General features: G+C 61.9%; 25 protein-coding genes and 1 tRNA gene. 9 read left to right on the top strand and 17 right to left on the bottom strand.

What is annotated here, in order from left to right:
* The first annotated feature begins 132 nt into the window (after positions 1-132).
* A complete protein-coding gene (locus tag G6N77_RS20120; protein ID WP_276609794.1) occupies positions 133-255 on the top strand; it encodes a hypothetical protein in 123 nt (40 codons plus the stop codon).
* Positions 256-604: 349 nt separating this feature from the next.
* On the opposite strand, the gene G6N77_RS10840 is transcribed toward G6N77_RS20120, so the two are convergent.
* The gene (locus G6N77_RS10840) at positions 605-1,909 is read right to left on the bottom strand and encodes an ApeA N-terminal domain 1-containing protein (protein WP_165182184.1); all 1,305 of its coding nucleotides are present in this window, start codon (positions 1,907-1,909) and stop codon (positions 605-607) included.
* A 502-nt stretch (positions 1,910-2,411) separates the two neighbouring features.
* Here G6N77_RS10840 and G6N77_RS10835 point away from each other — a divergent pair.
* Positions 2,412-2,627: a hypothetical protein gene (locus tag G6N77_RS10835; RefSeq protein WP_165182183.1), complete on the top strand. Its 216-nt coding sequence runs from the start codon at positions 2,412-2,414 to the stop codon at positions 2,625-2,627.
* A gap of 96 nt (positions 2,628-2,723) precedes the next feature.
* Here the strand turns inward: G6N77_RS10835 and G6N77_RS10830 are convergent, their stop codons facing one another.
* The 13 genes from G6N77_RS10830 to G6N77_RS10770 form a co-directional block, all read right to left on the bottom strand.
* Positions 2,724-3,899 carry an ArdC-like ssDNA-binding domain-containing protein gene (locus G6N77_RS10830; protein ID WP_165182182.1) on the bottom strand — a complete coding sequence of 392 codons (1,176 nt, stop codon included), beginning with the start codon at positions 3,897-3,899 and terminating at the stop codon, positions 2,724-2,726.
* Between the two features lie 21 nt (positions 3,900-3,920).
* Positions 3,921-4,475, bottom strand: a complete 555-nt coding sequence (locus G6N77_RS10825; RefSeq protein ID WP_165182181.1) for a hypothetical protein — start codon at positions 4,473-4,475, stop codon at positions 3,921-3,923.
* A gap of 2 nt (positions 4,476-4,477) precedes the next feature.
* Positions 4,478-6,298 (bottom strand): type IV secretory system conjugative DNA transfer family protein, encoded by a 1,821-nt coding sequence (locus G6N77_RS10820; RefSeq protein ID WP_165182180.1) that lies wholly within the window; start codon positions 6,296-6,298, stop codon positions 4,478-4,480.
* Complete coding sequence (locus G6N77_RS10815; RefSeq protein WP_165182179.1) at positions 6,298-7,758, bottom strand: ATP-binding protein; 1,461 nt, start codon at positions 7,756-7,758, stop codon at positions 6,298-6,300. Before G6N77_RS10815 ends, G6N77_RS10820 begins: the two co-directional genes overlap by 1 nt.
* On the bottom strand, positions 7,755-9,215 hold the full coding sequence (locus G6N77_RS10810; RefSeq protein ID WP_165182178.1) for an SCO6880 family protein: 1,461 nt from the start codon (positions 9,213-9,215) through the stop codon (positions 7,755-7,757). Before G6N77_RS10810 ends, G6N77_RS10815 begins: the two co-directional genes overlap by 4 nt.
* Positions 9,208-10,659 carry a type IV secretion system protein gene (locus G6N77_RS10805; protein WP_165182177.1) on the bottom strand — a complete coding sequence of 484 codons (1,452 nt, stop codon included), beginning with the start codon at positions 10,657-10,659 and terminating at the stop codon, positions 9,208-9,210. The genes G6N77_RS10810 and G6N77_RS10805 overlap by 8 nt, the downstream gene beginning before the upstream one ends.
* A gap of 9 nt (positions 10,660-10,668) precedes the next feature.
* A complete protein-coding gene (locus G6N77_RS10800) occupies positions 10,669-10,959 on the bottom strand; it encodes a hypothetical protein (protein ID WP_129545596.1) in 291 nt (96 codons plus the stop codon).
* A 255-nt stretch (positions 10,960-11,214) separates the two neighbouring features.
* Positions 11,215-11,505, bottom strand: a complete 291-nt coding sequence (locus tag G6N77_RS10795; RefSeq protein ID WP_165182176.1) for an IS30 family transposase — start codon at positions 11,503-11,505, stop codon at positions 11,215-11,217.
* Between the two features lie 689 nt (positions 11,506-12,194).
* Positions 12,195-13,337, bottom strand: coding sequence for a sensor histidine kinase (locus G6N77_RS10790; protein ID WP_165182175.1), 1,143 nt, complete (start codon positions 13,335-13,337; stop codon positions 12,195-12,197).
* Complete coding sequence (locus tag G6N77_RS10785; protein WP_165182174.1) at positions 13,334-13,978, bottom strand: hypothetical protein; 645 nt, start codon at positions 13,976-13,978, stop codon at positions 13,334-13,336. Before G6N77_RS10785 ends, G6N77_RS10790 begins: the two co-directional genes overlap by 4 nt.
* A 527-nt stretch (positions 13,979-14,505) precedes the next feature.
* Positions 14,506-15,600 carry a C40 family peptidase gene (locus G6N77_RS19895; RefSeq protein ID WP_240901958.1) on the bottom strand — a complete coding sequence of 365 codons (1,095 nt, stop codon included), beginning with the start codon at positions 15,598-15,600 and terminating at the stop codon, positions 14,506-14,508.
* Positions 15,600-16,094 carry a hypothetical protein gene (locus tag G6N77_RS10775; protein WP_165182173.1) on the bottom strand — a complete coding sequence of 165 codons (495 nt, stop codon included), beginning with the start codon at positions 16,092-16,094 and terminating at the stop codon, positions 15,600-15,602. Before G6N77_RS10775 ends, G6N77_RS19895 begins: the two co-directional genes overlap by 1 nt.
* 208 nt (positions 16,095-16,302) lie before the next feature.
* Positions 16,303-17,289 (bottom strand): sigma factor, encoded by a 987-nt coding sequence (locus G6N77_RS10770; RefSeq protein ID WP_165182172.1) that lies wholly within the window; start codon positions 17,287-17,289, stop codon positions 16,303-16,305.
* A gap of 249 nt (positions 17,290-17,538) precedes the next feature.
* Between G6N77_RS10770 and G6N77_RS10765 the strand changes: the two genes are divergently transcribed.
* Positions 17,539-17,862 carry an ArsR/SmtB family transcription factor gene (locus tag G6N77_RS10765; protein ID WP_165182171.1) on the top strand — a complete coding sequence of 108 codons (324 nt, stop codon included), beginning with the start codon at positions 17,539-17,541 and terminating at the stop codon, positions 17,860-17,862.
* On the opposite strand, the gene G6N77_RS10760 is transcribed toward G6N77_RS10765, so the two are convergent.
* Positions 17,825-18,310: a hypothetical protein gene (locus G6N77_RS10760; protein WP_165182170.1), complete on the bottom strand. Its 486-nt coding sequence runs from the start codon at positions 18,308-18,310 to the stop codon at positions 17,825-17,827. The two genes, G6N77_RS10765 and G6N77_RS10760, sit on opposite strands and share 38 nt — an antisense overlap.
* Positions 18,311-18,460: 150 nt before the next feature.
* Between G6N77_RS10760 and G6N77_RS20455 the strand changes: the two genes are divergently transcribed.
* The 3 genes from G6N77_RS20455 to G6N77_RS10750 all read left to right on the top strand — a co-directional run bounded on the left by G6N77_RS20455 (position 18,461) and on the right by G6N77_RS10750 (position 20,455).
* Positions 18,461-18,850: a MarR family transcriptional regulator gene (locus tag G6N77_RS20455; protein ID WP_370875234.1), complete on the top strand. Its 390-nt coding sequence runs from the start codon at positions 18,461-18,463 to the stop codon at positions 18,848-18,850.
* A gap of 121 nt (positions 18,851-18,971) precedes the next feature.
* The gene (locus G6N77_RS10755; RefSeq protein WP_165182169.1) at positions 18,972-19,187 is read left to right on the top strand and encodes a helix-turn-helix domain-containing protein; all 216 of its coding nucleotides are present in this window, start codon (positions 18,972-18,974) and stop codon (positions 19,185-19,187) included.
* A 26-nt stretch (positions 19,188-19,213) separates the two neighbouring features.
* On the top strand, positions 19,214-20,455 hold the full coding sequence (locus tag G6N77_RS10750) for a site-specific integrase (protein WP_165182168.1): 1,242 nt from the start codon (positions 19,214-19,216) through the stop codon (positions 20,453-20,455).
* A 179-nt stretch (positions 20,456-20,634) separates the two neighbouring features.
* On the opposite strand, the gene G6N77_RS10745 is transcribed toward G6N77_RS10750, so the two are convergent.
* A tRNA-Thr gene (locus G6N77_RS10745) sits at positions 20,635-20,708 on the bottom strand.
* Between the two features lie 145 nt (positions 20,709-20,853).
* The gene (locus G6N77_RS10740) at positions 20,854-21,750 is read right to left on the bottom strand and encodes a DsbA family protein (protein ID WP_165182167.1); all 897 of its coding nucleotides are present in this window, start codon (positions 21,748-21,750) and stop codon (positions 20,854-20,856) included.
* A gap of 194 nt (positions 21,751-21,944) precedes the next feature.
* Between G6N77_RS10740 and G6N77_RS10735 the strand changes: the two genes are divergently transcribed.
* The 3 genes from G6N77_RS10735 to G6N77_RS10725 all read left to right on the top strand — a co-directional run bounded on the left by G6N77_RS10735 (position 21,945) and on the right by G6N77_RS10725 (position 25,458).
* Positions 21,945-23,408 carry an alpha,alpha-trehalose-phosphate synthase (UDP-forming) gene (locus G6N77_RS10735; RefSeq protein ID WP_205678217.1) on the top strand — a complete coding sequence of 488 codons (1,464 nt, stop codon included), beginning with the start codon at positions 21,945-21,947 and terminating at the stop codon, positions 23,406-23,408.
* Positions 23,398-24,195: a trehalose-phosphatase gene (gene otsB, locus G6N77_RS10730; RefSeq protein WP_165182165.1), complete on the top strand. Its 798-nt coding sequence runs from the start codon at positions 23,398-23,400 to the stop codon at positions 24,193-24,195. The genes G6N77_RS10735 and otsB overlap by 11 nt, the downstream gene beginning before the upstream one ends.
* A 162-nt stretch (positions 24,196-24,357) precedes the next feature.
* Positions 24,358-25,458, top strand: coding sequence for an ABC transporter ATP-binding protein (locus G6N77_RS10725; RefSeq protein WP_165182164.1), 1,101 nt, complete (start codon positions 24,358-24,360; stop codon positions 25,456-25,458).
* Positions 25,459-25,517 lie beyond the last annotated feature (59 nt).

Genomic DNA, 25,517 nt, shown 5'->3' with positions numbered 1-25,517 from the left:
CTTGAAAAGTTTGGAAAGGAGGTCGTGTTTGAAAGGCGACGGCTCCCAAGCGCCCGAAATCCTCCCCGTGTCGCAATGTTGACCGAGCCGCAGGCGTCATTGTCGGTGATTTAGCAGCGGAACACAGATCAGGTGAACACGTTCAAGCTCTCAATGGTCAAGGACTTCTTCCAGATGGCGCAGCAGTTGACCGCCGATCCTGCCGAACACTCCCGCATGGAGATCTTGCAGTTGGCAATGGAGGCGGAAATGTAGAACCAAGCTTTTGAGTCGCAGCCGGCCGCTGATGCTCCGAAGGTCGGGTATGTGAAACAGTTTGTGGCGGCCGATGATCGGGATACGTTCCGGACGGTGGCTGGATCTATCGCGGGCCGGAGCAGGGATGATCGAACTCGGCCGGGAAGTTGCATGCCTGCAACAGCTACACATTTGAGTTCACCAAGGTTCAGTTGCATCTTTGATTAGCCTTATTTCAAGCACATGAATTCGATGATTACGGCAGCTCAGCGTCTCGTAACTGAAGTGTCTCTAAACCCGTCCGTTATGAGGCACTTCAGCTACGAGACACGGGCTCGGCCGCCTCGGCATGGCAAGGCGTGGGAGTTCAAGTCCTAGTGACGTATGGCGTAGTCTGCGGGTCGCGCTCCAGTCGACTACGGATATCTTCTGCCTTTACCCTGAGCTCTCGAGCAACCCAAATGCGCACTGCGAGGACCGATTCTCGCCACCGGTTAAGCAATTCTAGTTCGGTGGGGAGGTCGCGGTTTGCGTGCTTTATCCCGTTGTAGGCCTCTGTCATTCCGGCAGCCCAGTCACTGCCATCAAAAGGCACGACGTCCTCTATTTCGCGAAGGATCCGGTCCAACCGTGCACGAAGAGGCTTTCGATTGGCTTCTGAGGCGCTCATTCCATCCTTTGTCTGCATGATCAGAAATCCAAGTGCCTCGAGACCCGGTCCGACCTGTGCCATATGGGTTATGGCACCCACCTTGCTGATAAAACGGTCTGAAATGATCGGATCGAGTGCTCTCTGGAACCGTTCGCGGAGCGAAAGCCAAAGAGCGATCCCGTTCGGGCCGAGGTCTGAATATTCCACTAGATGAGGGCGCTGTCCCGTCGGCGGCGACGGCGACGGATCGGAGTGGGGCTCAATCACCGTTCGCCATTGTTCGCCATGTTCGGCGCCATCCATAGTTTTAAGTGGGTCGTCGGCGTGTTGCGCTTGAAGTATGGTGCACGTCTCTTGCACCCATCGCGAAACAACAAGTAGATCCCTAATGCCCCAATGTGCCCCCATGAGGTCTTTCCAGGAAGAGGGATCACTGCTTCTCGACTCACAGAACACGAGGTTCTTGATCGTCGTTGATTCGTGACCGTCGCGGGTGACGTCCCAACTCGGGCGGAACTTCAGGAGTGAACTTACTTCGATCGGTTCGCTTGATACTGCTTTGATCGTAAGAACACGGGATTCAAAGTCGTAGTCTTCCTTGAAAGATTCAACGCCAAGCCATTCCCGTAGCCCAGTAACCTCAGATCGGACGCCATTAACAACGGAGTAGTCGATGTCGCCATCGACGCCCAGGACCGCATACCGCGCCCAAACTCGCCCGGTACCGGTCGAAAAATTGGTGTGAAATCCCCTCGCCCAACAATCGACCAAGAGCACAGACCCGTGGGAGTCCTGGAACAAGAGCCTTTTGGGCATAGGCGGCCAGACTGCCAACTCCGGACGCCGTGTGTGCTCGCCCATGAACCACGACGAGTAGTAATCGTCGCTTCCGCTCCACGGAACGGTTAGGCTGATACCCTCATCTTCGCGCACCAGCGTGGCGGAAACAGGTGGGGTATTCGCATTGAAATCGACGAGGTTCCCTACGCGTCGAGTTCCCTTCAGAAGATCGTTGTCCATGACAGCGAGCTTAGACCGCTGTGAACGCGAGTCGGGATTCGACGCCGAAGCTCGGCATTTCCGCAAATGTCTTGTATCCCCAGGGATATGAGACGTCCCATGGACCAAGCAGCCGCGGCCGAGCCAAAGTCCCGATGATCGCGGCGTGTTGCGATTTCGTCCTGACCGGCAAGTCTCACGACCGTGTCTCAAAACGTATTCGTCGAACGCCGGCATCCATCGTTATTTACGAGACGTACCGGAACGCCTACCACGACGCTGATCGGCAACGGACTACATTTGAGGCGCACCTGTTGTCCGCCGGGGCCAACCGTTGTGGCCCTGATCAGGATCTCCGTGCACTCACTGTTCGAACTCCGCGTGCCGAGTCATATCGAATTTTAGACACCCTAGTGGATCGCGGCACCCGCGTCGTCATGGCCCATGATTCACGCGGACGAATCACCCACGAGATACGCGCCTTCGATCATGAACTGTGCAATCGACGGACGGGCCGCGCGCCTTGAACTTCAGCAGTGGCGACACCCACCAGGTGCTCACTGTAGTCCGGCCGGCCATCTGTGTGTGGTACAGACAAGGACTCCGCAATTTCATGCTCGACCAGGTGGCTGTCGCAGCCATGATTTGCTTCGCCGGCCTTCTCGTCTGGATCGGCGCCACAATGGCGCCTGAAACCAAGAACGTGGATCTCAACGACGACGCAAACTTCACGGTTTAGCTCTTAATTCGCCCTCTCCCGAAGCGGGTGGCCCACCGGCATCGACAATGGCCACCCGCTTGGGCGATTCTGGTTTTCGGACCAAATGCTTTGCTGTCACCCCACAGCCGACGGGCCCCGGGCATCAGATTCCGTTCGATGAAGATTCCACTCTACGTGAACCGTGGGCGCGTTCGCTGTCCGGTAACGAATCGGTACAGGTCCTGCCAAACCCAACCTCCCGCCGAACCCCGGCGGATTCGTCGTTTCAAGGATGGCCTTGGCCACGGACGTCACCCGGCCCAAAGTAGATTTGGCGATGTCGACCCGGGACATGGGTTTGCGTTCCTTGGAACAGCGCAGAATCGAGTCAGCCTCAGCTTCCAGTACGGCATCGGCCCAGTTGGCGAGGTAGGCTGCCGATTGTGGTCCCCGGTCGATGCCGTGAGCCCGGAGGACCACGTAGGCGACGGATTCTGCTTCGATTTCGGCAAGGCCTCGGTGTTCGGCGCTGTTGCCATATAGTGCACCGATGGCGTCACCGGGGACATGCAGTGAGGCGTGGGCCAGCTCGTGGGCCAGGGTGGCGACACGGTCGTCCAGGTCCAGCCAGGAACCGACGCTGATCAGCCGGCGCGCGTGGTCGGTGAACCCGTCCGCGAGCCCGGCCTGTGAGTCGGATACCACGAGGTTGTAGCGTGCCTGTCTCACCACGGCCGTCAGGGATTCCCAGAGCTGTTCTCGAACTTGGGGATCCGGAGGAAGCTCGGGTCGAAATGTGGGAACGAGCAATGGTTCCCCTTCGGTTTGGGAGACATCGAAGACGGCTTGTCCCCGCCAGCCTACGATTCGTGACCTGTTTTTCCCGTCGCCTAGCTCGGCCAGCGGCTGGTCCCCAAAGCCAGAGCTCGTCGGCGTCGCGTCCACCTCGGCCATCCGGGCCGTGCGTGGCGCGATGACAAACAAGGCGTGTTCGCCCTTGAGGACGTAGCGGCCGTGGCGTTCCCATTCCTTGTAGCCGGCAACAAGTGTGGGCTGCACTGTGCCTCGCTGGGCCATTTGCATCATCAGCAGTGCCACGTTGCCGCCGGAGTAGCGCCACAGAGTTGCCGAAGCGTCGAGGAGCCGGTGCCACTGCCGCGGATCGTCGACAGCATCTGCCAGCAGGGCGTAGAGCCCCTCGGTGAGCTCGACAACGCGTTGCTCGGGTCCTGGGTGCGACGTAAGTGGCGCACCCCCTTTTGGGTCAACGGCAGTGAGGCGGCGATTTACCGATTCTGGGTTGGAGTCCATGACTTTGTGCCTCCGCTGCGGTCAGGAATCGGAACAGCCCGAATCCCGGCCACCTTCCTTTCCGGGCTCGTTCGGCGTTGGCAGCCCATTTCCGGACCCGTCAAATAGCGACATTGTTCCTCCGGGTCCGTCGCTGGGCAGCCTGCGCTGTGGCGGTTCCCTGTGGTGTTGCAGGGTGACGCAGCCGGCCGTCCGGGTTTCCTCCCGCAGCCGGGCGATGCAGTGCTCAAGCCGTTCATGAAAACCCAGCGGGCCAAAGCCGCCGTCGTCCTCGGTGTAGGAGGCCTGCTCGGCCCGCTGGAGTGCGTAGAGCTCGGCAACGATCTCCGAGTGCCGCCACCAGCAGTCCGGGACCACGGAACTTGTCAGGTGGTAGGTTGCCACCAGCCATTGGACCCACTTGCCCAGGTGGTCCCAGACGTGGCTGGCTGTGCGGGGGTCCATGTCCCTCCAGCGGTACGTCATGGGCACCCGTTCGGAGCGCAGTCCCTTCGTGGAGCCGAAGAGCAGCTCGGCGAAGTTGTCTTCAGCGCCGTTTGCGACGTCGTATTCAAAGGATTCGTCTTCGTCGTCCATGGTCATGCCTCCTGGTTGTCTGCGGTGATGGCCGCTTGTTGGTCGTGTTGTCGTTTGAGGTGCCCGGTGAGCAATTCGAGCTCGGTTTGTTCCTTGGACCGTCCGAGTTGTGCCGCGTCCTTGCGCTTGTGCCATTCGCGCAGGTCCAGCAGGATGGGCCGGCTGCGGCGGCCGAGCATGATGGCCGTCCCGGCGGGGAGCCGGCGGATTTCGTGGAGCGGGATGACGGGCGATTCTCGGATCTGTTCACCGTCCTGCCTGCCCTGGGCGGACCAGGACCTGGTGTTGAAGGTCAGGGTCCGTTCCCCGATGAGGCCCGCCAGGGCGCGGAGGTCCCGTTCGTCGGAGCCGCCGCCGAAGATGACCTTGATGATGGCGGAGTCCCAGATGGTCGCGGCCTCGTCCATGGACCAGCCGGACCGGGCCTGGGAGAGGGACTGCAACACCACGATGGTGGATATGCCAATGCCGCCGCCGTCGGAGAGCACCACCGGCAGGCCCGGCCACGGTGAGAGGTTCGCGATCTCATCGAGGATCAGCGAGAGGGGCGGATCCAGCCGGCCACCGGGCGCCACGAAGGCCATTTCGCGGGCGGCATTGTCGATGTCATCGATCAGCGCAGACAGGTAAGGCCCGGCGGCAGATGCGCCGCTCTTGGTGCCGATCAAGTACAGTGTGCCGCGTTGCTCGATGAAGGCCTTGGGGTCGAACTGCTCGCCAGCCCCCAGGGGGTTCAGGGCGGCCAGGACCTTGGGCGATGACAGGGGTGCCACGGCGGCGGTCACGCCGATCCAGGAGTTGGAGGTGTTGCGGGGATCGTCGTGGAGGATGCCCATCAGGTCCGCCTGCCAGCCCAGGGCCGCCTCGGGCCGGCCCAGAATGTCAAGGGCCTCCCGCGCCAGCACCGGGTTCGAGGCCCAGCGCCGGAAGGATGCCACGCCCTCCCCGTCCAATGCGGCCGCATGGAGCAGGCACTGGAGGACAATCTGGGAGCGTTTCTGCCAGGCGGCGTTCTCCCCTTTCAGGGCCGCATCGGCGGAGATGACCAGGGCCCGGCGGGTGGCGACGTCGGGGTCCTGGCAGCCGCGCACGGGTGACCAGCGCAGTGTGGAGGGCAGGCCTGACATGCCTTGGGGGTCGAAGACGGTGACGGGGCGGCCGTTGGTGGCGCGGGCCTTCATGGTGACGACGAGGTTGTCGGCGCGGGTGGACGTGGTGACGACGGCGCCGGGTGCGTCAAGGATGGCGTTGATGATGACGTAGAGGCCCTTGCCGGAGCGGGGCGCACCTTGGATGACGAGGGATTCCTCCGTGGAGACGTGGACGGTGACGCCGCGGGACTTCCCTATCGTCCAGGACACCTCTTCCACCTTGGGGTCTTTCGCGCCGGGCCGGGTGTAGCGGCCGCGTTTGAGGGCGGCCCGGGCACCGAACTCCCGGGCGATCTCCGCACGCCGGGCCACGCCGTCTCGCTTGAGAATGTCCTGCCGCAGCCAGGCGCCGGACTGTCGCCAGGAGTGCCAGGCGAGGGTGCCTGCGATCGCTGCGAGGGCCATGAATGCGAGGGCGGGTGCGATGATGAGCCACACCTGCCCGGCCCCGATGCTGCAGGCTCCCCCGCCTGGTTGGGCCCACTGCATCCGCCCCGATAGGAGTAGTAGCGGCGCAGTGGGGTTGAAGTCCCAGGGGGCGTTGGTGCCGCAGTGGGAAGCGTAGGCGAGGTGGGCGGCGGCCTCCACGAGGAGGTCGAGGACCACGTATCCGGCGGTGGCGGCGAGCCCGATGGAGACCAGCGGGTTGCCGTCGTCGAGGCGGCGTGGCATCAGAGCATCCTTTCATCGGTGCCAAAGACGGCGAGTTCGTCGGTGGTGACCTGGTTGGCGACGATGAAGGAGCGGTTTCCGACCTTCCACAGGCCCACGCCCTTGGGCAGGTTTTCCACGTGTTCGCATTCGGCTTCGGTGAGGCCGAGGGCTTCCTTGGTCAGGCGCATGGCGTCATGTTTTTGCCGGTAGATGACCCGAGTGTCGGCCTCGGTGAGCAGGCCGAGGGCTTTTTGCCGCAGGCCGCTGGTGCTGTCGCCAATTTCGTTGAGGTCGGCGATTTTGTGCATGATGAGCAGGTTCGCGATGCCGTAGCTGCGCGCCAGCCGCCATTGCTCGCTCATTTTTGCCAGCATGTAGGGGTCCGCGAGCATGCGCCAGCCCTCGTCATAGACGACGAGGCGCTTGGCGCCGCCGGGGTTGGTCACTGCCGCCTCCAGCCACGTGGCACCGCACACCGTGGCCAGGGACAACGCCTGTTCCGAGGCGCCGATGAGAGCGGAGGTGTCCAGGACCATGATCGGGGCGTCGGCGTCAAACGCGACCGTGGACGGGGCGTCAAACATGCCCTCCAGGTCGCCGGAGACTGTGCGCCGGAGTGAATGGCCGACGCCGGTCCCCCCGTTGGGTCCGACGAGCGCGGCTGTCGCCGGGGTTGGGTTAAGCAAGTACTCGAGCACCATGGGCAGGGTGGGGGTGGTGTTGGCGGCGACGGCGTCTGAGAGGGCCATGTCCAGGGCGGTGTGTTCCACCGGGGTCAGCGGGACGCCGGGGCGCATCAGGGAGACCAGCGCGACGAGGAGGTGGCGGCGGCGCTGGCGGACGACGGCCTGCCATTGGGCGTCGGTGAGGGCGCTGGAGCGCGGGCCTGCGTCGAGCGGGTTGACCCTGGCCACCCGGCCGGGACCGACGGAGATGACTTTCCCGCCGGGGATGGCGTTGGCTACGGGAACCCACTCCCCCTTCGGGTCGGAGGCCACCGCAGCTTTGCGGCCCAGGGTGATGGACCGGGTGACGAGGGACTTGCCGCACATCGACTTGCCGGTGCCGACGGTGCCGATGACGACGATCGAGGGGCCGCTGATGAAGCCCTTGTCATACATGACCCAGGGGTCATAGCAGAACGCGCCGGAGCCGAACAGATCCTTGCCGATGTAGGTGCCCTCGGGGCCAAGGCCGGATTCTGTGAGGAACGGATAGGCTGCGGCCATGGTCAGGGTCGAGGCCCGGTGGGGTGCCGGCTGGGCTCGGTGCGGGCCCCACAAGGTGGCGCCGGCCCGGTTGCCCCAGTCCCCTGTCGAACCGGCCTCGCCTTTGTCGGCTGCCCGCTGGGCCCTCAGCTCTTGCAAGGACAGCTTGGGTGAGGTGGCCAGGGAACGTTCGCGCCGCCGTCGTGCCTGCCGTTGGCCATGGGTCTCCCCGGCGGGTGCGAAGCCCACGGTTCCCACGTGCTTGCTCATTTCAATCCCCTTCCCAGCGGTAGCGCCCCGGCGATGAAGGCAGGCCACTGCTGTCCGGCCATCAGCCGCAGCTCGACGAACGCGCCGGCAGCCGCGGATTCGAGTTCCTGCCGGCACCGGGACAGCCCGTCCAGGGTGTCCGCGGTGATGGTTACATAGGCTGCGGGGCGCACATCCCCGTGACCGGCGACAATTTCCTCCTCGCGCTGGGCGACTTCCTCCTCCTCGGCGCGCTGTTCGCGGGTTAAGGGGCGGTCCAGGCGGGCGTTGATGCGGCGCCGGGTGTCGTGGGCCTCCTGGGCGGAGCGGATGTCCCGCAGGGCCTGGTCCGTGGGCACGGCGCGGATGACCTGGGTGACGGTGTGCCGGAAGTCGCCCACGTAGATCAGCGGATGCAGGAAGCCGGGGAAGACCTGCTGGCGCGGCCACTCCGCCACCCAAAACGTTTGGTGGAAGCCGGAATCCGTCCGCAGGTAGGTCCAGTGTTCTTCGGCGGCCATGGGGCCGGCGGACACTTTCGGCAGTTCCTTGCCTGTGGCCGAGGCCCACTTGGCCACGGCTTCCGGGTCAAATGAACCCCGCACGACGGCGGTCACGGCCGCGTCTGAGAGCCACTCCGTCACCAGGACGCCGTGCGTCTTCAGCCCTGTGGTGAAGGATTCCACTTCCGAGCGGAGCACTGACTCCAGGCCCGCCATTCCTCCGCCGGCGTCCTTGATCCGGCGGCGCCCCTTCGCGGTGTCCAGCACGATCGCCATGATGATCTCATGGCTCATCGAGGAGCCCGCGGCCTCAATCAGGTCCAGGTAGGACTGGTCTCCCCACTGCGCGTCCGCAATGCGTTCCGGCGGGACAGCCCGCTCGTAGTACGCGCGCAGGGCGCTCGACGGGTACGGCACGGTGTAGTCCTGGATGGCGGTCCGGGCAACGGCCGGGCGGCGCGCCATGGCCGCCTGCACCCGCGACCACGCCTGAACCGCATACGCCTTGTCATCACCATCCATCAGGGCGAACGAGTTGGTGGTGCACCGCAGGGCGACGATGGCCTCGTGGCCAGTGTGGTCAACCATGAAGGCCTCAGCCTTTGTTGTGCGGCGGAGTTCGAGGCTGCCTAGGCCACCGGGAAGTTCCATAGTCCCTGTTTTTCGTGCCTGCTCCGGCCGTGCCAGGTACCTGGTTTCATTGAGGACGCTGCGGAGGAAGAACAAGGAAGCCGTGTAGGCCCACACGGGGTAGGGAATGCGGGCATAGTGGAGGACTCCGAACAAGATGACGGCCAGCCAGAATGGCGCCGTCAGGAAGAACGCCGGCGGCCCGCCCGTGGCTGAAGCGACGACGGCGACCAGCGTGCCGGCCGCGATGAGCGTGAGCTGGTACCACTGCAGGCCCATGAACAAGCCGTGGCGCTCGTAGCGCGGGAAGCGGACCGGTTGCAGGGTGCGGGTGTCTTCAGTCATGGCTGCCATCTCCAATTCTTGGATCGGTCTTCGGATTCGTTCGCGGCGGAAGGTTCGGCGGGGGTGTAGCGTGCCGCCCTGGTACGTCCGGCGGTTTCACCGTCGGTGCCGGTGAAGGCGGTGGCGGGCTGGACGCCGTCGTTCTTGGCCGGCCCGGATAGCGTGACGTCGTGGGACTTTTTGCCTGCGCAGGCTGTGGCGTTGATACATTTCGCTGACCGTGAGCTGGCCTTTCGGGGCCGTCGTGTCCGTGCCCAGATTCCGCATTGCCCTTCGGCGCCGAACCGGGCATGGGCCAAGCCCCGCCTGAGGGCCGAGACGAGCTCCCTTTTGGCCCTGAACCGCCAAAGGGTGCGGGAGTCCCTAGTGGGACGGAGTTTTGATGCAAGGACCCCACGCGCGGAGTGGACGGGACAGGACTGGGGCCCTTGTCCCCTGTGCCAGGCAGGTGCACTTTTCCGCCGAACTGGCGGCCAAGTTGGCGTCCGGTGAAGGAACCTGCTCGGCTGGCGACGTGGCCGCCGCCTGCCATCTGTGCCGCTCCGGCGATCTCGCCTCCGGCGAAGCTGACAAGTTTCAGGGCCATCAGGGGTGCGCCGCAGGCGAGGACCATGCCGACGGCGCCGGAGGCGAGCCCGCTGAACGACGTCGAATTGGCGAACAGTTTCACGGCCACTGCCAGCACGGTGGCGGCCAGCGGTTTGGCGATCAGGAGGGCGACGACCGTTTCGCACCAGAGTCGGGTCCACGATTTGGTGCGCTCCCACGGCAGCAGCATGAGTGCCACAGGGGCCACCGCGGCAAGGACGATCAGGGCGAAGGAGCGGAAGATCATGGAGCACATGAGGATGAAGGACAGGATCCATACGACCAGGACTGCGATGGCGGTGACGACCACGCCGCCGACCGGGCCGGCTGCCGTTCCGGTGCTGAGCGAGACCACGTCCCAGGTCCGGCCGGAGCCGAGGGGTGCACGTTGGAAGCCGAAGAGCCGCATGAACACGACGTAGGGATCCGTACCAAGGGTCTGCAGCAGCGCCGTCGATGCCGAGTCGGTGAAGCTGGACAGCTTGCCCATGAGGCCCGTGGCCACGAACACCAGCGGAACAGCCAGGGCACCGCCGAGCAGCGCACGTCCAATGCGGCGCGGCTGCTGGCTGACCAGTCCTGCGATCAGCTGCACGATCATGACGACGACCAAGGGTGTCATCATGACGACAATCCACCAGTTCGTCAGGCCGCTGACAATAGCCCATTCGGAGGTGTCAATGTTGGAGACGCCGAACGCGCCGGAGATAAATGACCACATCCACGAGGCCATGTTCTCCAGGATGCCTGCGATGTAGGCCGTGACGGACGAGGCGAAGTCGTCATTTGCTTGGGACACGATGCCGCAGCCGGGCGGCCACCAGCCGTCGGCACCGCATTTGACCATCGGTAGCATGGCCGCGACCTAGAAACCGAGGTTGAACGCGTTCTGCGACCACAGGATGTAGCCGTTGATGCCGCCCAGGATCGCCGCCACGGGCCCGGTCCAGAGCAGGATCATGCCGCCGCCGGAAGCCAGCCGCGAGGACTGGCTCAGTTTGCCGGCCAGGAGCATCGCGGCGCCGATGATCGCCACGATGGCGATCACAATGAATGCGCCGACGAGGATGCCGCCGCCGATCTGCTTGAGCGACTCGAGAAACGGAAAGTTGGTGTTCGGTGTAATGCCCGGATCCACCGCTGCCATGTACAACATCGTGAACTCCATTCGGTGTCTGTCCACGTGCGTGGACAGTATGTTCACTTGCTTCATGGTTGGTCGGTGGCGAAACTATATGACCAATCTGTCTAACCGAGTTCTCCCTTGAAGGCCCTGCGGCGTCAAGCCGTCTCAGCAACCCTGTCGTTGCGTAGCTTGGTGAATACTTCCCGTAAGGTGAGGAACCCTAAGACTGCGTGAGCCGGTCGTTAAGTTCGTCGGCGATGGAGTACATGCAGGGTTGGTGTCGGGTCAACTCGATATGCTGGTCATGTGCTCCCGGATGAGCCCGTTGGTGTTTTCGTTGGATGGTCGCTTTCTGGGCGAGTGGGGCTGGACGAAGTACACGGGCAGGTTCGTGGCCAGAGTCAGTTTGGCGTGGCGGGCCATCTCGATGCCCTTGTCCCAGGTCAGTGAGCCGCGCGTCAGGGCTGGCAGGTCGTTGACCCAGTAGATTAGGACAGCTGCCAGCCCATCGGCCGTCTTGCCTTCCCGTGGGCCCAGCATCGTCAGGAACTTGCTGTGCCACTTGCCGAGGGTCAAGATTACGGCTTTGCCGTCTTGCCGACCACCACATCCCCTTCCCATGCACCGGGAAACGGCAATACGAGGTCGTCTCAAGATGGTCATCAATGCTGACCATCTCATTGATCCGGCATCCCGGTTCTTATACAAAGCAGCGTGCAAGCCTTGCGCTTGATGCGCCTGGACTGGAGCAGGTCCACGTCTTCGCCTGCTCCGTTTTGTGCCGGGCGTAGATCCAACGGCTAATCGCTTCGAGGAGCACGGTGCGGCATTCGACGTCGGGTGTCTTCGTCATGGTCTCGACACTGTTGTCAGTTGCCTCCAAACGCAAACAGCTGGCGATCTCCCGCCACGTCCCGGACCCAGCCAGATCGGTCTCCAGGCGTGCTGAAAGGACCGAATCCATCTTGATCGTCCGTGGCAGCGCCAATCTCCGTCGGCGTTCGGCAACACAGTCGGCACTCAACGGCCGGTATCCCTACGTCCTCGTCGAGTTCCGCGGCCGCTCCGCCAAATAATGGTACGACACCGACCAAGATCGCCCACTATCTGACAAACTCTCATACCAGACGAGATTCCTACAGCGATGGCGACCCGATCCGAAAACGACATCGGCCTACACCTACCAGCAACCGCCCTTATTCAACCAACTTTTTGCTTCGAAGGCACGAAACCATCCCACCCTTGCCAAACCGGAATTGCCTAAATCAATTTGCAACACGCAAATTAATTGTGAACTTAGTGACGTACCGTGCCGGATAATTGCCATCCTCAAGGTCTGATTGTTCCACCTCAATTCCGAGCGACAATGCGTCGGACACCTGCTTAACAGCCGCCAGACCTATACCTTGCCCTTCAGCCTCAGCCTGCCTCGCAGCCCGAGCGCGATATTTGGGCATAAAAATTTGAATTCTCTCATCTATTTCGATTCTCGGACCAAGAGATTCAAACGTCAATCTGACATCATCCACAGCTTCGTCAAAGACAATAGTTGCCGTCGATCCAGGTGGTGCATACTTAACCATGTTGTCCAACAGGCCTTGAACGACGGAACCAACTGCATCACTATTATATTTTATCCGAGCGTGACACTTACCGGCCACAACTATTCGCAAATTCTTCTGCTTAGCCTGCCAATCATATATTCTGACGTACTTCAATACAAAAGGATGGACGTCGAATCGACGCTCCCCACCATGAACACGATTAATTTCGTGTAAATAAAGAAGTGAATCCATCTTCATGCGCATAAGCAGGGTCGCAAAATATATGGACCCGACTTCGCGCCATTGATCTGCCGCATCTTCCGCAACCAAACCCGGATATCTCTCATGTAAGAGATTTTCAGCATTTCCTCGTACAAGATTCATCAATTGCAAAAAGTCATGACTCTGATTCAGACTATCTTCATACTCTCCTCGGAATTGAGCAGCGATCGACTTTTGAAATTCGGGATCATTCTTCGCTTCATCAATCAGAATGCTTTTCATCGTCACAAAGTCGTCAACTACTCCGGGGCCGAGATCGCGAGCTCTCCCAATCGCACCCTTCACCTCCATAGGCCGCACCCGGCGGGCGGGTTCTTTTCTATTTCTTTTCCGCGCCCTGGGTGACATATTATCCGTATCAGCGGATACTACGCCTAAAACAATTCTCTCATCGTCGACACGAGCATACGACAATCCATATCGGCAGATTTTCAATTCACCTATTTGGGCATCCCTATCGGTCAAACAATACCGTTGTGGGCATTGAATACAATCCGGATGAACGGCCAGAATAGAACCGTCCGAAAAGTGCCCATCAGCAATTGTTGGATAGGGGAAAAGACTCCAGGGAGATGCGTTCATGACACACCGCCGAATAGTTTTATAGTTTCAATTCCAATGCCAATTGTGCCTATAATCAATTGAATGAGATCAACATCATTAATGTGAGACTGGAGGTACTGATCAAGACGATTCGTACTACCAGTCCTAAATGAGGCCAACGCCTTTCCCACGGCCTTAGGAACCAGTACGGCATTCTCGCCTAGCTGATCATTCATTACGGCAATGAAGTAGCCCGGCGTCGCCCTGCGGAGAAGCAGTTTATCGACCTCCTCTTTGAAGGTTACGTAAGAGTCTTTCTTATCAAGAAGAGTATCCGCCTTAGTCAAAAATTGATTTGCGGAAATCTTTTGTTTTTGCGACGAATAAACGATCACTGGTTGAGCAGGATTTGTGGATTTTATGTGATTGAGTATTCCAAGTCCATGAAGGTCGGGGCTTTCATTCAGACCCACGCCATGCACATCAAGTAGAATGAGATGGTAGTGACTATCTGTCAATTGGGATAGATTCTTAATCTCCGGCCATCGCTCGATATGATAGCCATCCCTTTCAAACATGTCTTTGGCAGGCCATTCTTGATCGTCGATAACCAGGATTCTTGCATTTTTCCGTACCAGTTCGATACTTGGCGGCGGAGACTGCGTTCTATGGTTCCACATGGGTCTACCCTATGCTATAAGTGCATTCTTAGGAACCAGCTGCACAAGAACATGAACTGACCTGATCAATCCGGCATGACGCATGAATATCCTTACCATACTGTGTTCACAAGCACGAAGGCATTGACAAGCTCTTCACTGTTGATCGGCAGGTCCCTAAGTGATCTGGTCACATGAGTCCCCTCGCCTAGCACCGGGCGGGCTGATCATAGGCATTACTTTAAGTCAATCAGATGTCAATTGGTGGCTTAGGTAGCAGCCGTCGGAACGTGCCAGACAGTAGACGAGGCGACAACTAGGATTCAATTGTGATCATGAGGATCGGATTATCGCTACTTTTGGTGCACAAATTCCCGACTCGCGTTTCCTAGCGAATGAAAATAGCCAATTTTGCCGGCCACTTGTTTAGGGGTTTCGTGCTGAGGCGAGCTATGCTAATCAGGCTTCGTCAAAATCTTTCAAGCCTCTCCGTCGAGGATATCGAAGACATGGTGTGGAGCACCGCCATAAAATGAAATCCCCTGATGTCACACCGCTACAAAATAGGCAGCTAAATTATTCCACGTGACAGGGTGGAACAGCGTACCCACTTCCGGGTTGAGGGCGCTGTACATCATGCCGTTGCCTGCGTAGATGCCAACGTGGCCCCAGTGGTTTGGTCCGTCGGGGTTCTGGACGACGAGGTCGCCCGGTTGTGGGTTGGTTGTCCGCGTCCCGACGGTCCACTGCTCCGTCCGCGGCAGGGTGATTCCGGCCTGGCCGAAAACCCATTGCACGTAGCCGGAGCAGTCCCAGGCCTTGAAGGCAGTTCCTCCCCAGACGTAGGCACCACCGACACCTTGCTGGGCGTAGGAGAGGATGTTGCGCCGGAGCTGGCTCAGGTTGGCGGGCAGCGTTGGCAATCCAGGGCTTTGCTGGGTGGTGCTGCACGCCGCCGGGACTGTGGAGGCGGCCAGGGCCTTGAGGATCTGGTCGGCCGCCGGTTGCCACTGGGCGTACCGTTCCGGGAATGCCGATCCCTGGACGGCCTGGGCCGCTGCCCCCTTGTCCATCTGTTGCCAGCCCGGGACGTCCAACAATCCTGGCGGGGAGCCGTGATTGGGTCCTTGGGGTCCGCCGTAGAACGCCTCAGCGTTGTAGGCGGGCTGCATGAGCTGGGCGACGGTCCCCCAGCCTGCGGAGGGACGTTGCTGGGCGCTGCCCATGGAATCGTGGTCGCTGCCGACGCCGTCGTGGGGATAGTTCAGGGACTCAGGCACGGACGGGTTGGCCAGCATTTGCAGGTTGGATTCTTGCAGTGCCATCATCAGGGCGATGACGATGCCGCCGTCGGGCACTGAGCGGGCCTGGCCGACGGCGATGTAGGTCCGGGCCACTGCCACCTGGGTGGCGTTCAGTCCGACAGATTTGCCACCGGGCACTGAAATGGTCATCGCCGTCCCCGGTCCGCCGGCAGCAAGAGAACACGCCGCCGTCGAGCCTTGGGCTGCAACGGCCATCAGGGCCATGGACCCGCAAAAAGCCATGACGCAGCACAGCAGCAAGGCGCTCAGAGCCGTTCCAGCGAGCTTAAGTATTGCGCGCTTCTTGACCGCGCCCAAGAGGAGTGCCGGGGCGGGCATCAGTACACGATCCGGTCGGCCGCGGCATAGAAAGCCACCACGTCACAACGGTTGGCAGGCGCGGTCGCTGCCGGCGGGCAGTTGACAACGACGCTGACGGGTGCGGTGTAGTTGTTGGTGCCGGAGGTGGCGTACTCGGTCACGGCCAGGGTCTCGGTGCACACGTGCATCCCGGCCCAGGGTGGCGGGTGCTGGACGTATTGGGCCAGCTGGCTGTCACATGAGGAGTTCAGGAGGCGGGCGGTGCGGTAGCCCTGGGAACCAGTCAGGGATGCGTAGGCCGCGGCGTTGGTCCCGGTGGCCTCGAACTGCGTGGCGAAGACTGTCAACGGGTTCGAGCCGTCCGGGAGCACGTGCCACCAGTTGCGCAGCCTTCCGTACGTCTGGGAGTAGGTGGCGGTGCGCGTGTCCCAGGTGTAGACAGCGCGGGCCGCCGCGGCGGCGAGCTGGCGGAAGTCGAGGGTGGATGGTTCCCCAGCTGGAACTGGTGCCACGTCCAGAGTCGGGCTGGCCGCCGTCGGACGTTGGGTGGCACCTGCAGAGGTTGGCGGAGGCGTCGCCCGTGCCAAGCTCGGCGGCGCCGGGGCTGTGGTCCCCGTTGCAGAGTTGGGTGTCCTGATCGACAGCACAGCGGCGATTCCGGCGATGGCGGCGGCAGCGATGAACAGCAGCGCCCACCGCCGAAGCCGGTCGGCCGAACCTCTATGATGCAGCGATTTCTGGTACATGACTGCGGCTCGTCACCGGGCGGTCCAGGCCCTTCGCGACGGTGGCGTGCGGGCGCTTGGCCCTGCTATGGGTAACAGTGCCCTCGATGCCGGTACCCGAACGCAGAACTTCCTCCACTGCTTGAATCATGTCGCGGACCAAGCCAATCTGGACTTCGACATACCTCGCACTTACCCCCGACTCCTGCGCTACGCCGGCGGCTGCCGCCGCACGCTCCTTGCCCTTGAAGCCCGGCACGACAACCCGCTTGGCAATGAGTCGGAGCAGCGGGGTCGGCAGCGACTCGAGGGACGCTTCCCGGAGCGATGGCAGATCCTCCACCGTCCTGGGATCGACGTCCATGGCGTTCTTCACAGCCACGGCCATCTGGCGAACCACGGTCAGAGCATGCCAGTGCTTGCTGTCAGCAACACCAGCGTTGTCCGGATCTCCATACCGCGACGGGCGCAACACGTTTTCCACGGCCAGGTCCCAAATACCGTCGGACACGTGTTCCTTCACGATGCGCAGAATGTTGGCGGCCCATACACCGCCGGTGGCCTCCTCTGATACCGGATCCGAGCGACGCGTCAGTCCCAGGTCTGCCACTTCGTGGACTCCGCGCTCGGGGTAGTCGACGAAGGGAACCGTCGACTTGGCAATGCTCCTCCGGAGGTGGTCGGCACACAGGTTGCAGGCAATCCCCTGCACCCAGGCATCAAATTTCACGTCGGGAATGGCCTGATAGCTCCCCCGCACGGTTCCTTCCCACGCCGCGACCCGGATGTCCTGCAGGACATCGTCCAGGTCCTGGAACAGCCCGTAACGTGACAAATGGGAGCCGACATAGGCTCGAACCCCCTCGACGGCCCGCATCAGCTGGTCAACGGGGATGTCCGGCACAGGAGGCCGGGTCAGGGACCTGTCAAGCGTCCCCCTTGCAAATGCTTCAACTTCTTCACTGGTCCGTGGACCCATCATGATCACCGCTTCGCGCGTTGATTGGATAGTATGCGCGGCATCGTTTGCGGGTGTCGTGCGGGAGATCCTGGAGCCACCGGGATGGCGGCAGAATCGTTCCGGCCGGAACCGGAATTAGCAGGCCGTGGCTCGATCAATGATTATTCGCAACCCTGCTCTAAGTGTCGTAAGACTAGTTTGCGAGCATCAAAGATATATTGTCAAGGGATCAATCTTACCTTGTTGATAACTATGAGGCAGAATGAGGGCATGCCTCGAATAACGCGTCCAGTAGCCAAGGATTGGCCCAAAGAAATCGAAGTGGCCGTGTTCACCTTCGGCAACTTGGCGCGCACTGAAATCATCCGCTACCTGCTGGAACACGGACCCTCCGCACGTGGCGACATCGTTGCCAACGTGGGTGCCAGCGAGGCGAGCGTAGCCAAGCACCTTGTACTGCTGGAGGACGCTGGTGCCGTGGTGGTCGACGTTGAACCCGGTCGCCGACACGGCCGGGCGCCGCGGTATTCAGCGAACCCCGAAGGGATCAAGGCCCTTATGGAAGCCCATCTTCGCTACTTGACGGAGCGTTAGACACATCAGCATGCGCGGCGATGTCGCGGTTCAAGAACTCAGTAATGGCATGCAGGGTGTCCGGGGAAACATCCGCCAGCGTGCGTGCCGCAAAGGCCTGCACCCGCGAGGCCCGCAATGCCTTCACAAAATCGAGGCGGGCCTGGATGCTCTCCGGAAGTTCGTCTGAGTCCATGTCGAGCAGAAATGACGGGTCGACGTCGAACATCTCGCAAAGTGCGGTCAGAACCCTTTTGTCCCGAACCAGCGCCCCGGTGCCATCCTTCAAATAAAACCACCGGGCCCGGGACATGCCAACCCCGCGCTCGGCAAGCTTTTCCTTGACCTCACGGAACGTGACCGCCTCGCCGCGCTTTTCAGCCGCTGCATCCAACAGCAAGTTCAGGCGCCTAGCCAGGGCCACCTGGGGCGACAGCGGCTCAGGCGTCCCACTAGGTCCAGCGGTCATGCCCGGCTCCTCACAATCCAAGCTTGGACGGATCCAGATTCCCGGACTCCGTCGCGTTCCCTCCAGTATTGTCGCCAGCTTTCAGCACCGCAAGAACTCGCTCCGTGTTGGCCCGCTTCCGCAAGATCGCGAACCGCAGGGCACTTTGTCATGCCAATTTGCATTTACTCATGTTGTTCGGGGCCGTTTACACCATGGACGGGTGAGAGTAAATTGTTCAGAATGGACGGGTCCAATATTACCTGTCCACGCGGCGCAGGAGTGTTACCCATGGAACCCTCAATCTTAATGCATCTCACGCGGAGCCGAATCCTACACATGCTGGTGACCGAGGGTCCCTGCTCGGTGGCACACATCGCCTCCGCCCTTGGCCTTTCCAGGAGGGTCACTCACCGCGAGATCACGTTCCTTGTTAGCCGTGGGATCGTGACCCGTATTGTGCCCACCCACGGACGCATCGATCCGGACTTTGCTGCGCGCGTCCCCGAGATTTTCCACGAAATGGCACGGGCGCACCAATTCCTTGGACTCAAGCTTTGAGCAGCCTTCCACCCCGACTGATTTTCAGTCATATTGTTCCTCGCTTCCCTGACTATGAGAGTGCTACGAACACAATTGGCCACCGTCAATCAGTCGGCTGACCCATAGGAAAGGCACTCCGATGACCCTTCACACCGACCACCAGCTGCGGTCCGAAGCCACCACCACCGAATGGATGTCGCCAACCGAGATCTGCAAGGAACTGGACATCCCGCTGCAAACTTTCTACCAGTGGCGCGCCAAAGGCATCGGGCCCCACGCCTACAGGATTGGCCGCCACCTCCGCATCAGCCGCGCAGACTTCGAAGACTGGCTGTCGCTCCGATCGGATCCGTAAGAACCCCGACAAGCAGGGGAACCACCATGGCCAGGTTGCCCATCCCGTTGGGAAACTGGGGTGTTATCCGGACCAAGCGGATGACACCCCGTTCTTGGCGCGCCCGCGCCTACTACCGCGACATGGATGGCGTACTGCGGCTGGTAGAAGCGCGTGGTTCATCGTCTGCTGAGGCCCAGCGCAACATCCAAGTGAAATTGAAGGAACGCCAGACACCCCGCAATGGGCTCGTCTCGGCAATGGACAGGATTAACAAGCTCATCGATGTGTTCCTAGTTGAGATGGAAGCCTCCGACAAGGCAGACCGAACGAAGGACAAATACTCATACTGCGTGAAAAAATACATCCAGCCCGCTCTCGGCTCGGTTCGCATCAGCGAAGTCACTTCAGGAGTGGTTGACCATTTCATCCGGTCGTTGGTCGCGGATGTCGGCTCGTCAACCGCCAGGTCCTGCGGCGCGGTATTGTCCTGGATGTTCAAGGTGGCCTTGCGACACGACGCAGTGAAGATCAATCCCGTCGTTGGCGTTTCCATTCCCAAGAACTCCACGGCGAAGCCCCAGGCGCTGAACATGGCGCAGTATCAAGACCTTCGCAACAAGCTCATCGCTTGGGAGCAGGAACCAGCCCTCGGCAGGCCACGTACCCAGGAACTCCATGAAATCGCAGACTTCCTAGTCGGTACAGGGCTGCGCCCCGGCGAACTCCTGGCCCTCCACTGGGGGGATCTCGATCTGGAATCCGATCCGCCCACAGCCTTCATCCATGCCACGGTCATCCGGACTACGAGCGGCGGAGTGCGGATCCAGAATCATCCCAAGTCCAGACATGGCATCCGCCGAGTAGTGCTTCCGGCATTCCTCGTTGTCGCCCTTCGAAACAGGCTCGCACACCAACAAGTCACCAACTCACCAAATCTCACGAATCTGATTTTTCCGTCATCCACCGGAACCATCTGCGATGCCAACAACGTCGGCAAGGTCTGGCGCAAGGCCGCAAACTCCATAGGCTATGACTGGGTGACATTCAGGACCCTGAGGAAGTCAAACGCCACCGCCATCGCGAGAGCCATGGGCGCCGAAGCAGCCGCCTATCAGCTCGGGCACTCAAAAATTGCGATGACGCAGGAGCACTACATCGAAGAGTACAAGGAAGCACTGGATACCCGCTCGGTTCTCGACGGCTTCGGCACATTGCCTGAAGGGGCGGCCGACACGCCTCCGGCACCGACCAAGGCCGCGGGCTCCAGAGACAACGAAGACGAATGAGTCCATGCGGCGGCAACGCTACCCAGACCCTCGACTAAAGACGGAAATCAGCCACAATTGACGGGCCCTCAACAGCCAAAAGAGGGCCCAATTTAATGAGTTTTTAATGAGTTAAGTTGAAATGGCCCCGACTCGGGGCCATTCACACTTCCAAAAACCGCTAGATTCCGGGCTTTCTGGGCCCCCTGTCGGATTCGAACCGACGACCCCCGCTTTACAAGAGCGGTGCTCTGGCCAGCTGAGCTAAGGAGGCAGACGCAATCAAGCGCTAGACAAGGTTACCGTAGGAGCCGCCGGAAAATGAAAACCGGCCCCTGCGCGGGATGCGCAGGGGCCGGAAGCCACGGGCAGCTGGATCAGCAGGGCCAGCCAGAGGGCGCCGCCCCCGAAACGTACTGTTACTTCTTCGCAGCCAAAATCGCGTTCGCGAAGTCCGTGAACGTTCCGGTGGAATACTGCTTGCCATCCATGAACACGGTGGGCGTGCCGTTGATGCCGTGGCCGGTGGCCAGCGCACTGGTGTACTCAACGTACGGGCGGTACGTCTTTGCATCAACGCAGCTGCCAATGTCGGCAGACCCCGCATCCGTCGCCATCTTCTTCAGCGTGGCATTGTCCAGCCCCTTGCTGTTTTCAGCCGGCTGGTCTGCAAACAGCGCATCCACGAATGCCTTGTACTTGTCCGGCGAGGTGTTCGCCACACAGGCCGCCGCCGCCGCCGCACGGGCCGAGTAGTTGGTCCCGGAGGAGAAGCGGTTCAGGAAGTTCAGGGGGCGGTATTCCACCGTAATCTTGCCCTCGTCCTGCCACGTCTTCAGCTGCGCGCCGTACGTCTTTTCAAATTCATTGCAATGCGGGCACAGGAAATCAAGGTAAATCACCGTCTGGACGGGCTGGCCGGAGGCCGACGCCTTGACGCCAATGGCATCCAGGCCCGTGGCCGCCGTCGCCTGGGCAGTGGGCGGGGCCGGCGCATTCTTAATGTCCACGGAGGCCTCGGTGGTGACCGGCTTGACCAGCGCCCCGTTCTTTCCAAACGTGATGCCGCCATAGGCATTCGTGTTTGCCGGCACGGGACCGGACGCGGCAATCGGCTCATTGTTGGCATTGTTCTGAATGATCACCAGGGCAATAATGACCACAATGGCCACTGCCGCCGCCAGAACACCGCCACGGAGCAGCCAGCTGTTGCGCTTTTCCTTCTTCAGCTGGGCCTCGCGAATAATCCTGGCCTTTTCGCGGGCCTGGGCCGTTCGTTGGGCTTTAGTCAACCGTGGTTCGTTTTGGGGGCTCATAGTTCCTCAGGTCCGTGGGCATGGCCGAATGGCCGCGATAGCAACTAGTCAATAATCCTAAGGGACAAACCTTGGAGCCTGCTTGGCCACCCGCCCCACACAGTCCACCCGCGCCCCCGCCCCACCCGCTAAGCTGACAATCAAGCTGACCTTTACCAGCCGCCTACGCATTGGAGCGACATTTGCCTGAGAAGTTGCAGACCCAGCAGCCTGTGAAAAGCGCGCCAGAGCCCCTCCACGGCCTCTCCGACTTTCTCGTCGTCTCCAACCGGCTGCCGGTTGACCGTGTTTCCACCGACGACGGCGGCGACGGCTGGCGGCGCTCCCCCGGTGGCCTGGTCACCGCCCTGGCACCGGTCATGGCGTCCCGGGACGGCGCCTGGGTTGGGTGGCACGGCGCACCCGATGAGAACCTGGCCCCGTTCCACCACGAGAACATGGACCTCATCCCCGTCCCCCTCAGCAATGACGAAGTTGAACTGTATTACGAAGGCTTCTCCAACTCCACCCTGTGGCCGCTGTACCACGACGTCATCGCCCCTCCTGAATTCCACCGCACCTGGTGGGACGCCTACCGCAAAGTGAACAGGCGGTTCGCCGAGGCCGCCGCCGGCGCCGCCGCGCAGAACGCCACCGTGTGGGTCCAGGACTACCAGCTCCAGCTGGTGCCCCGCTACCTGCGCCAGCTCCGCCCCGACCTGCGCATCGGCTTTTTCAACCACATCCCGTTCCCGCCCCCGGAAATCTTTGCCCAGCTGCCCTGGCGCCAGGCCATCATCAACGGACTCCTCGGCGCGGACCTGATCGGCTTCCAGCGCCCCGGCGACACCGCAAATTTCCTGCGCTCGGCCCGCCGTTTCCTGGGTGCCAGCGTCAAGGCCCAGCAGGTCCACGTGGGCGACGCCGACGGCGCCATCAGCCACATCGCACGGGCCGAGCCGTTTCCCATCTCCATCGACGTGGGCCAGATCCAGGAACTGGCCGCGCGCCCGGACATCATTGCCCGCTCACAGCAAATCCGGGAGGACCTGGGCAACCCGAAGACCATCCTGCTCGGCGTGGACCGGCTGGACTACACCAAGGGCATCACGCACCGGCTCAAGGCCTACGGCGAACTCCTGCACGACGGCGTCATCAAGGTTGAGGACGCCGCCCTGATTCAGGTGGCCAGCCCCAGCCGCGAGCGCGTGGAGTCCTACCGGCTGCTGCGCGAGGAAGTCGAGGGCATGGTGGGCCGGCTCAACGGCCAGTTCGACACCATTTTGAACACTGCTGTCCGCTACCTACACCACAGCTACCCGGTGGAGGAGATGGTGGCCCTGTACCTGGCCTCCGACGTCATGCTGGTCACCTCCCTGCGCGACGGCATGAACCTGGTGGCCAAGGAGTATGTGGCCGCCCGCGCCGACAACACCGGGGCCCTGGTCCTCTCCGAATTCACTGGCGCCGCAGACCAGCTCAAGCAGGCACTGCTGGTCAATCCGCACGACATTGACGGATTAAAGGCCATCATCACGCGCGCGATCAACCTGCCGCCGCGGGAGGCCAGCCGCCGCATGCGCTCCATGCGCAAGCAAATCCTCGCCCACGACGTCCAGCGCTGGAGCAGTGACTTCCTGTCCACGCTGGCCAACGAGGCCGTGCGCGATGACCGCTGAGGCAGCAATCGATCCCCGGCTTGAGGATGCCGTGCTCCGCATTGCCCGCACCGACCGCCTGCTGGTGGCCATGGACTTTGACGGCACCATGTCCCCCCTGGTCTCCCGCGCCCAGGACGCCCGCCCGCTGCCTGCCGCTGCCGCAGCCTTTGCGGCCCTGGCCGGCCTGGAAGGAACGACGGCGGCACTCGTCTCGGGGCGCGCACTCGCGAGCCTGCGCGCCGTGGCGGCGCCCCCCGAACAGGCGCTGCTGGTGGGCAGCCACGGCGCCGAGGTGTGGCTAGGGCCCGATTCCCCTGGATTGGAACTGGACAACGAACAGGAGCTGGCCCTGCAACGGGCCGTGGCCAGCGTGCAAAAGGCGGTGGACGCCCACCCCGGGACGGTCCTGGAACGCAAGCCGGCCGGCGTCGTGCTTCACTACCGGCAGGCAGCAGCGCAAGCCGCGGCAGCCGCCGTCGCCGAAGTCCGCCAGGCCGCGGAGGGCCAGCCGGGATTGTTCCTCTCCGAGGGCAAAATGGTGCTGGAAATTTCGGTGGTCCGGGCCGACAAGGGCCAAAGCCTGGCCATGCTACGTGAGGTCACCCGCGCCACCGCCGTCATCTTCGCCGGGGATGACGTCACCGACGAGCACGGCTTTTCCGCACTGCACCACGGGGATGTGGGCATCAAGGTCGGCCCCGGGGACAGTTCAGCCCGGTTCCGGCTGGAATCCCCGCGGCAGCTCCCGGCCGTTTTGGAGCTCCTGGCAGCTGCCCGGGCCCGCTGGAAGCCTGCACCTGCGTAACAGTGACGCACACCACTGCCCCGATGTGTCATACTTCGTACATCGTCCCGCATCGCGCCCGGGTGGACTGCCCAGGCCAATGGCGGGACGAATAACTGAATAAAACAAACCATTCACTACGGATCGTTCGGCACGTACCTGCCGATGAAGGGAATTATTACTGTGGCTACAGTAACTTTCGACAACGCTACGCGTTTGTACCCGGGCACCACGAAGCCCGCTGTTGACAAGCTCAACATTGACATCGCCGATGGCGAATTCCTCGTCCTCGTTGGCCCCTCCGGTTGCGGAAAGTCCACCTCCCTGCGCATGCTCGCCGGCCTGGAAGACGTCAACTCCGGCCGGATCCTCATTGGCGACCGCGACGTCACCGACGTTCCGCCGAAGGACCGCGACATCGCCATGGTCTTCCAGAACTACGCGCTGTACCCGCACATGTCCGTGGCAGACAACATGGGCTTCGCCCTGAAGATCGCCGGCGTTTCCAAGGAAGAGCGCGCCACCCGCGTGAAGGAAGCCGCCAAGCTCCTTGACCTTGAGGCCTACCTTGACCGCAAGCCGAAGGCACTCTCCGGCGGCCAGCGTCAGCGCGTTGCCATGGGCCGCGCCATTGTCCGCAACCCGCAGGTCTTCCTCATGGATGAGCCGCTTTCCAACCTTGATGCCAAGCTCCGCGTGCAGACCCGCACCCAGATCGCATCCCTGACCCGCCGCCTGGGCGTCACCACCGTCTACGTGACCCACGACCAGGTCGAGGCCATGACCATGGGTGACCGCGTTGCCGTGCTCAAGGACGGCCTGCTGATGCAGGTTGACACCCCCCGCAACCTGTACGACACACCGAAGAACGTGTTCGTGGCCGGCTTCATCGGCTCCCCCGCCATGAACCTGCTGGAACTGCCCGTCGTGGACGGCGGCGTGAAGTTCGGCGGCGCCATCTACCCGGTCAAGTCCGACGTCCTCGGCGCAGCCGCGGGCAACACGGTCACCGTCGGTGTCCGCCCGGAGGACCTCGAAATCGTTGGCGCAGGCGAGGGCCTGGCTGTTGAGGCCGACGTCGTTGAGGAGTTGGGTGCCGATGCTTACGTTTACGGCCACGCCTCCATCGACGGCAACGAGCGCGACATGGTGGTCCGTGTTGACGGCCGCCGCCCACCGATGAAGGGCGACACCATCCACGTCCGCCCGCAGGTTGGCCACGTTCACCTGTTCGATGCCACCTCCGGCCTGCGCCTGGGCAACGAGAGCGTCGTCAGCAACTAACCCGGGGGTCGAGCGCGTCGAGACCCCGGGCGGGGGGGGGGGGGGGGGGGGGGGGGGGG

Origin of the sequence: Arthrobacter silviterrae (assembly GCF_011045165.1) — a bacterium.
GTDB classification, from domain to species: domain Bacteria; phylum Actinomycetota; class Actinomycetes; order Actinomycetales; family Micrococcaceae; genus Specibacter; species Specibacter silviterrae.
The sequence above is the reverse complement of the archived record's forward strand: the minus strand, read 5'-3'. Positions and strand labels throughout refer to the sequence as shown.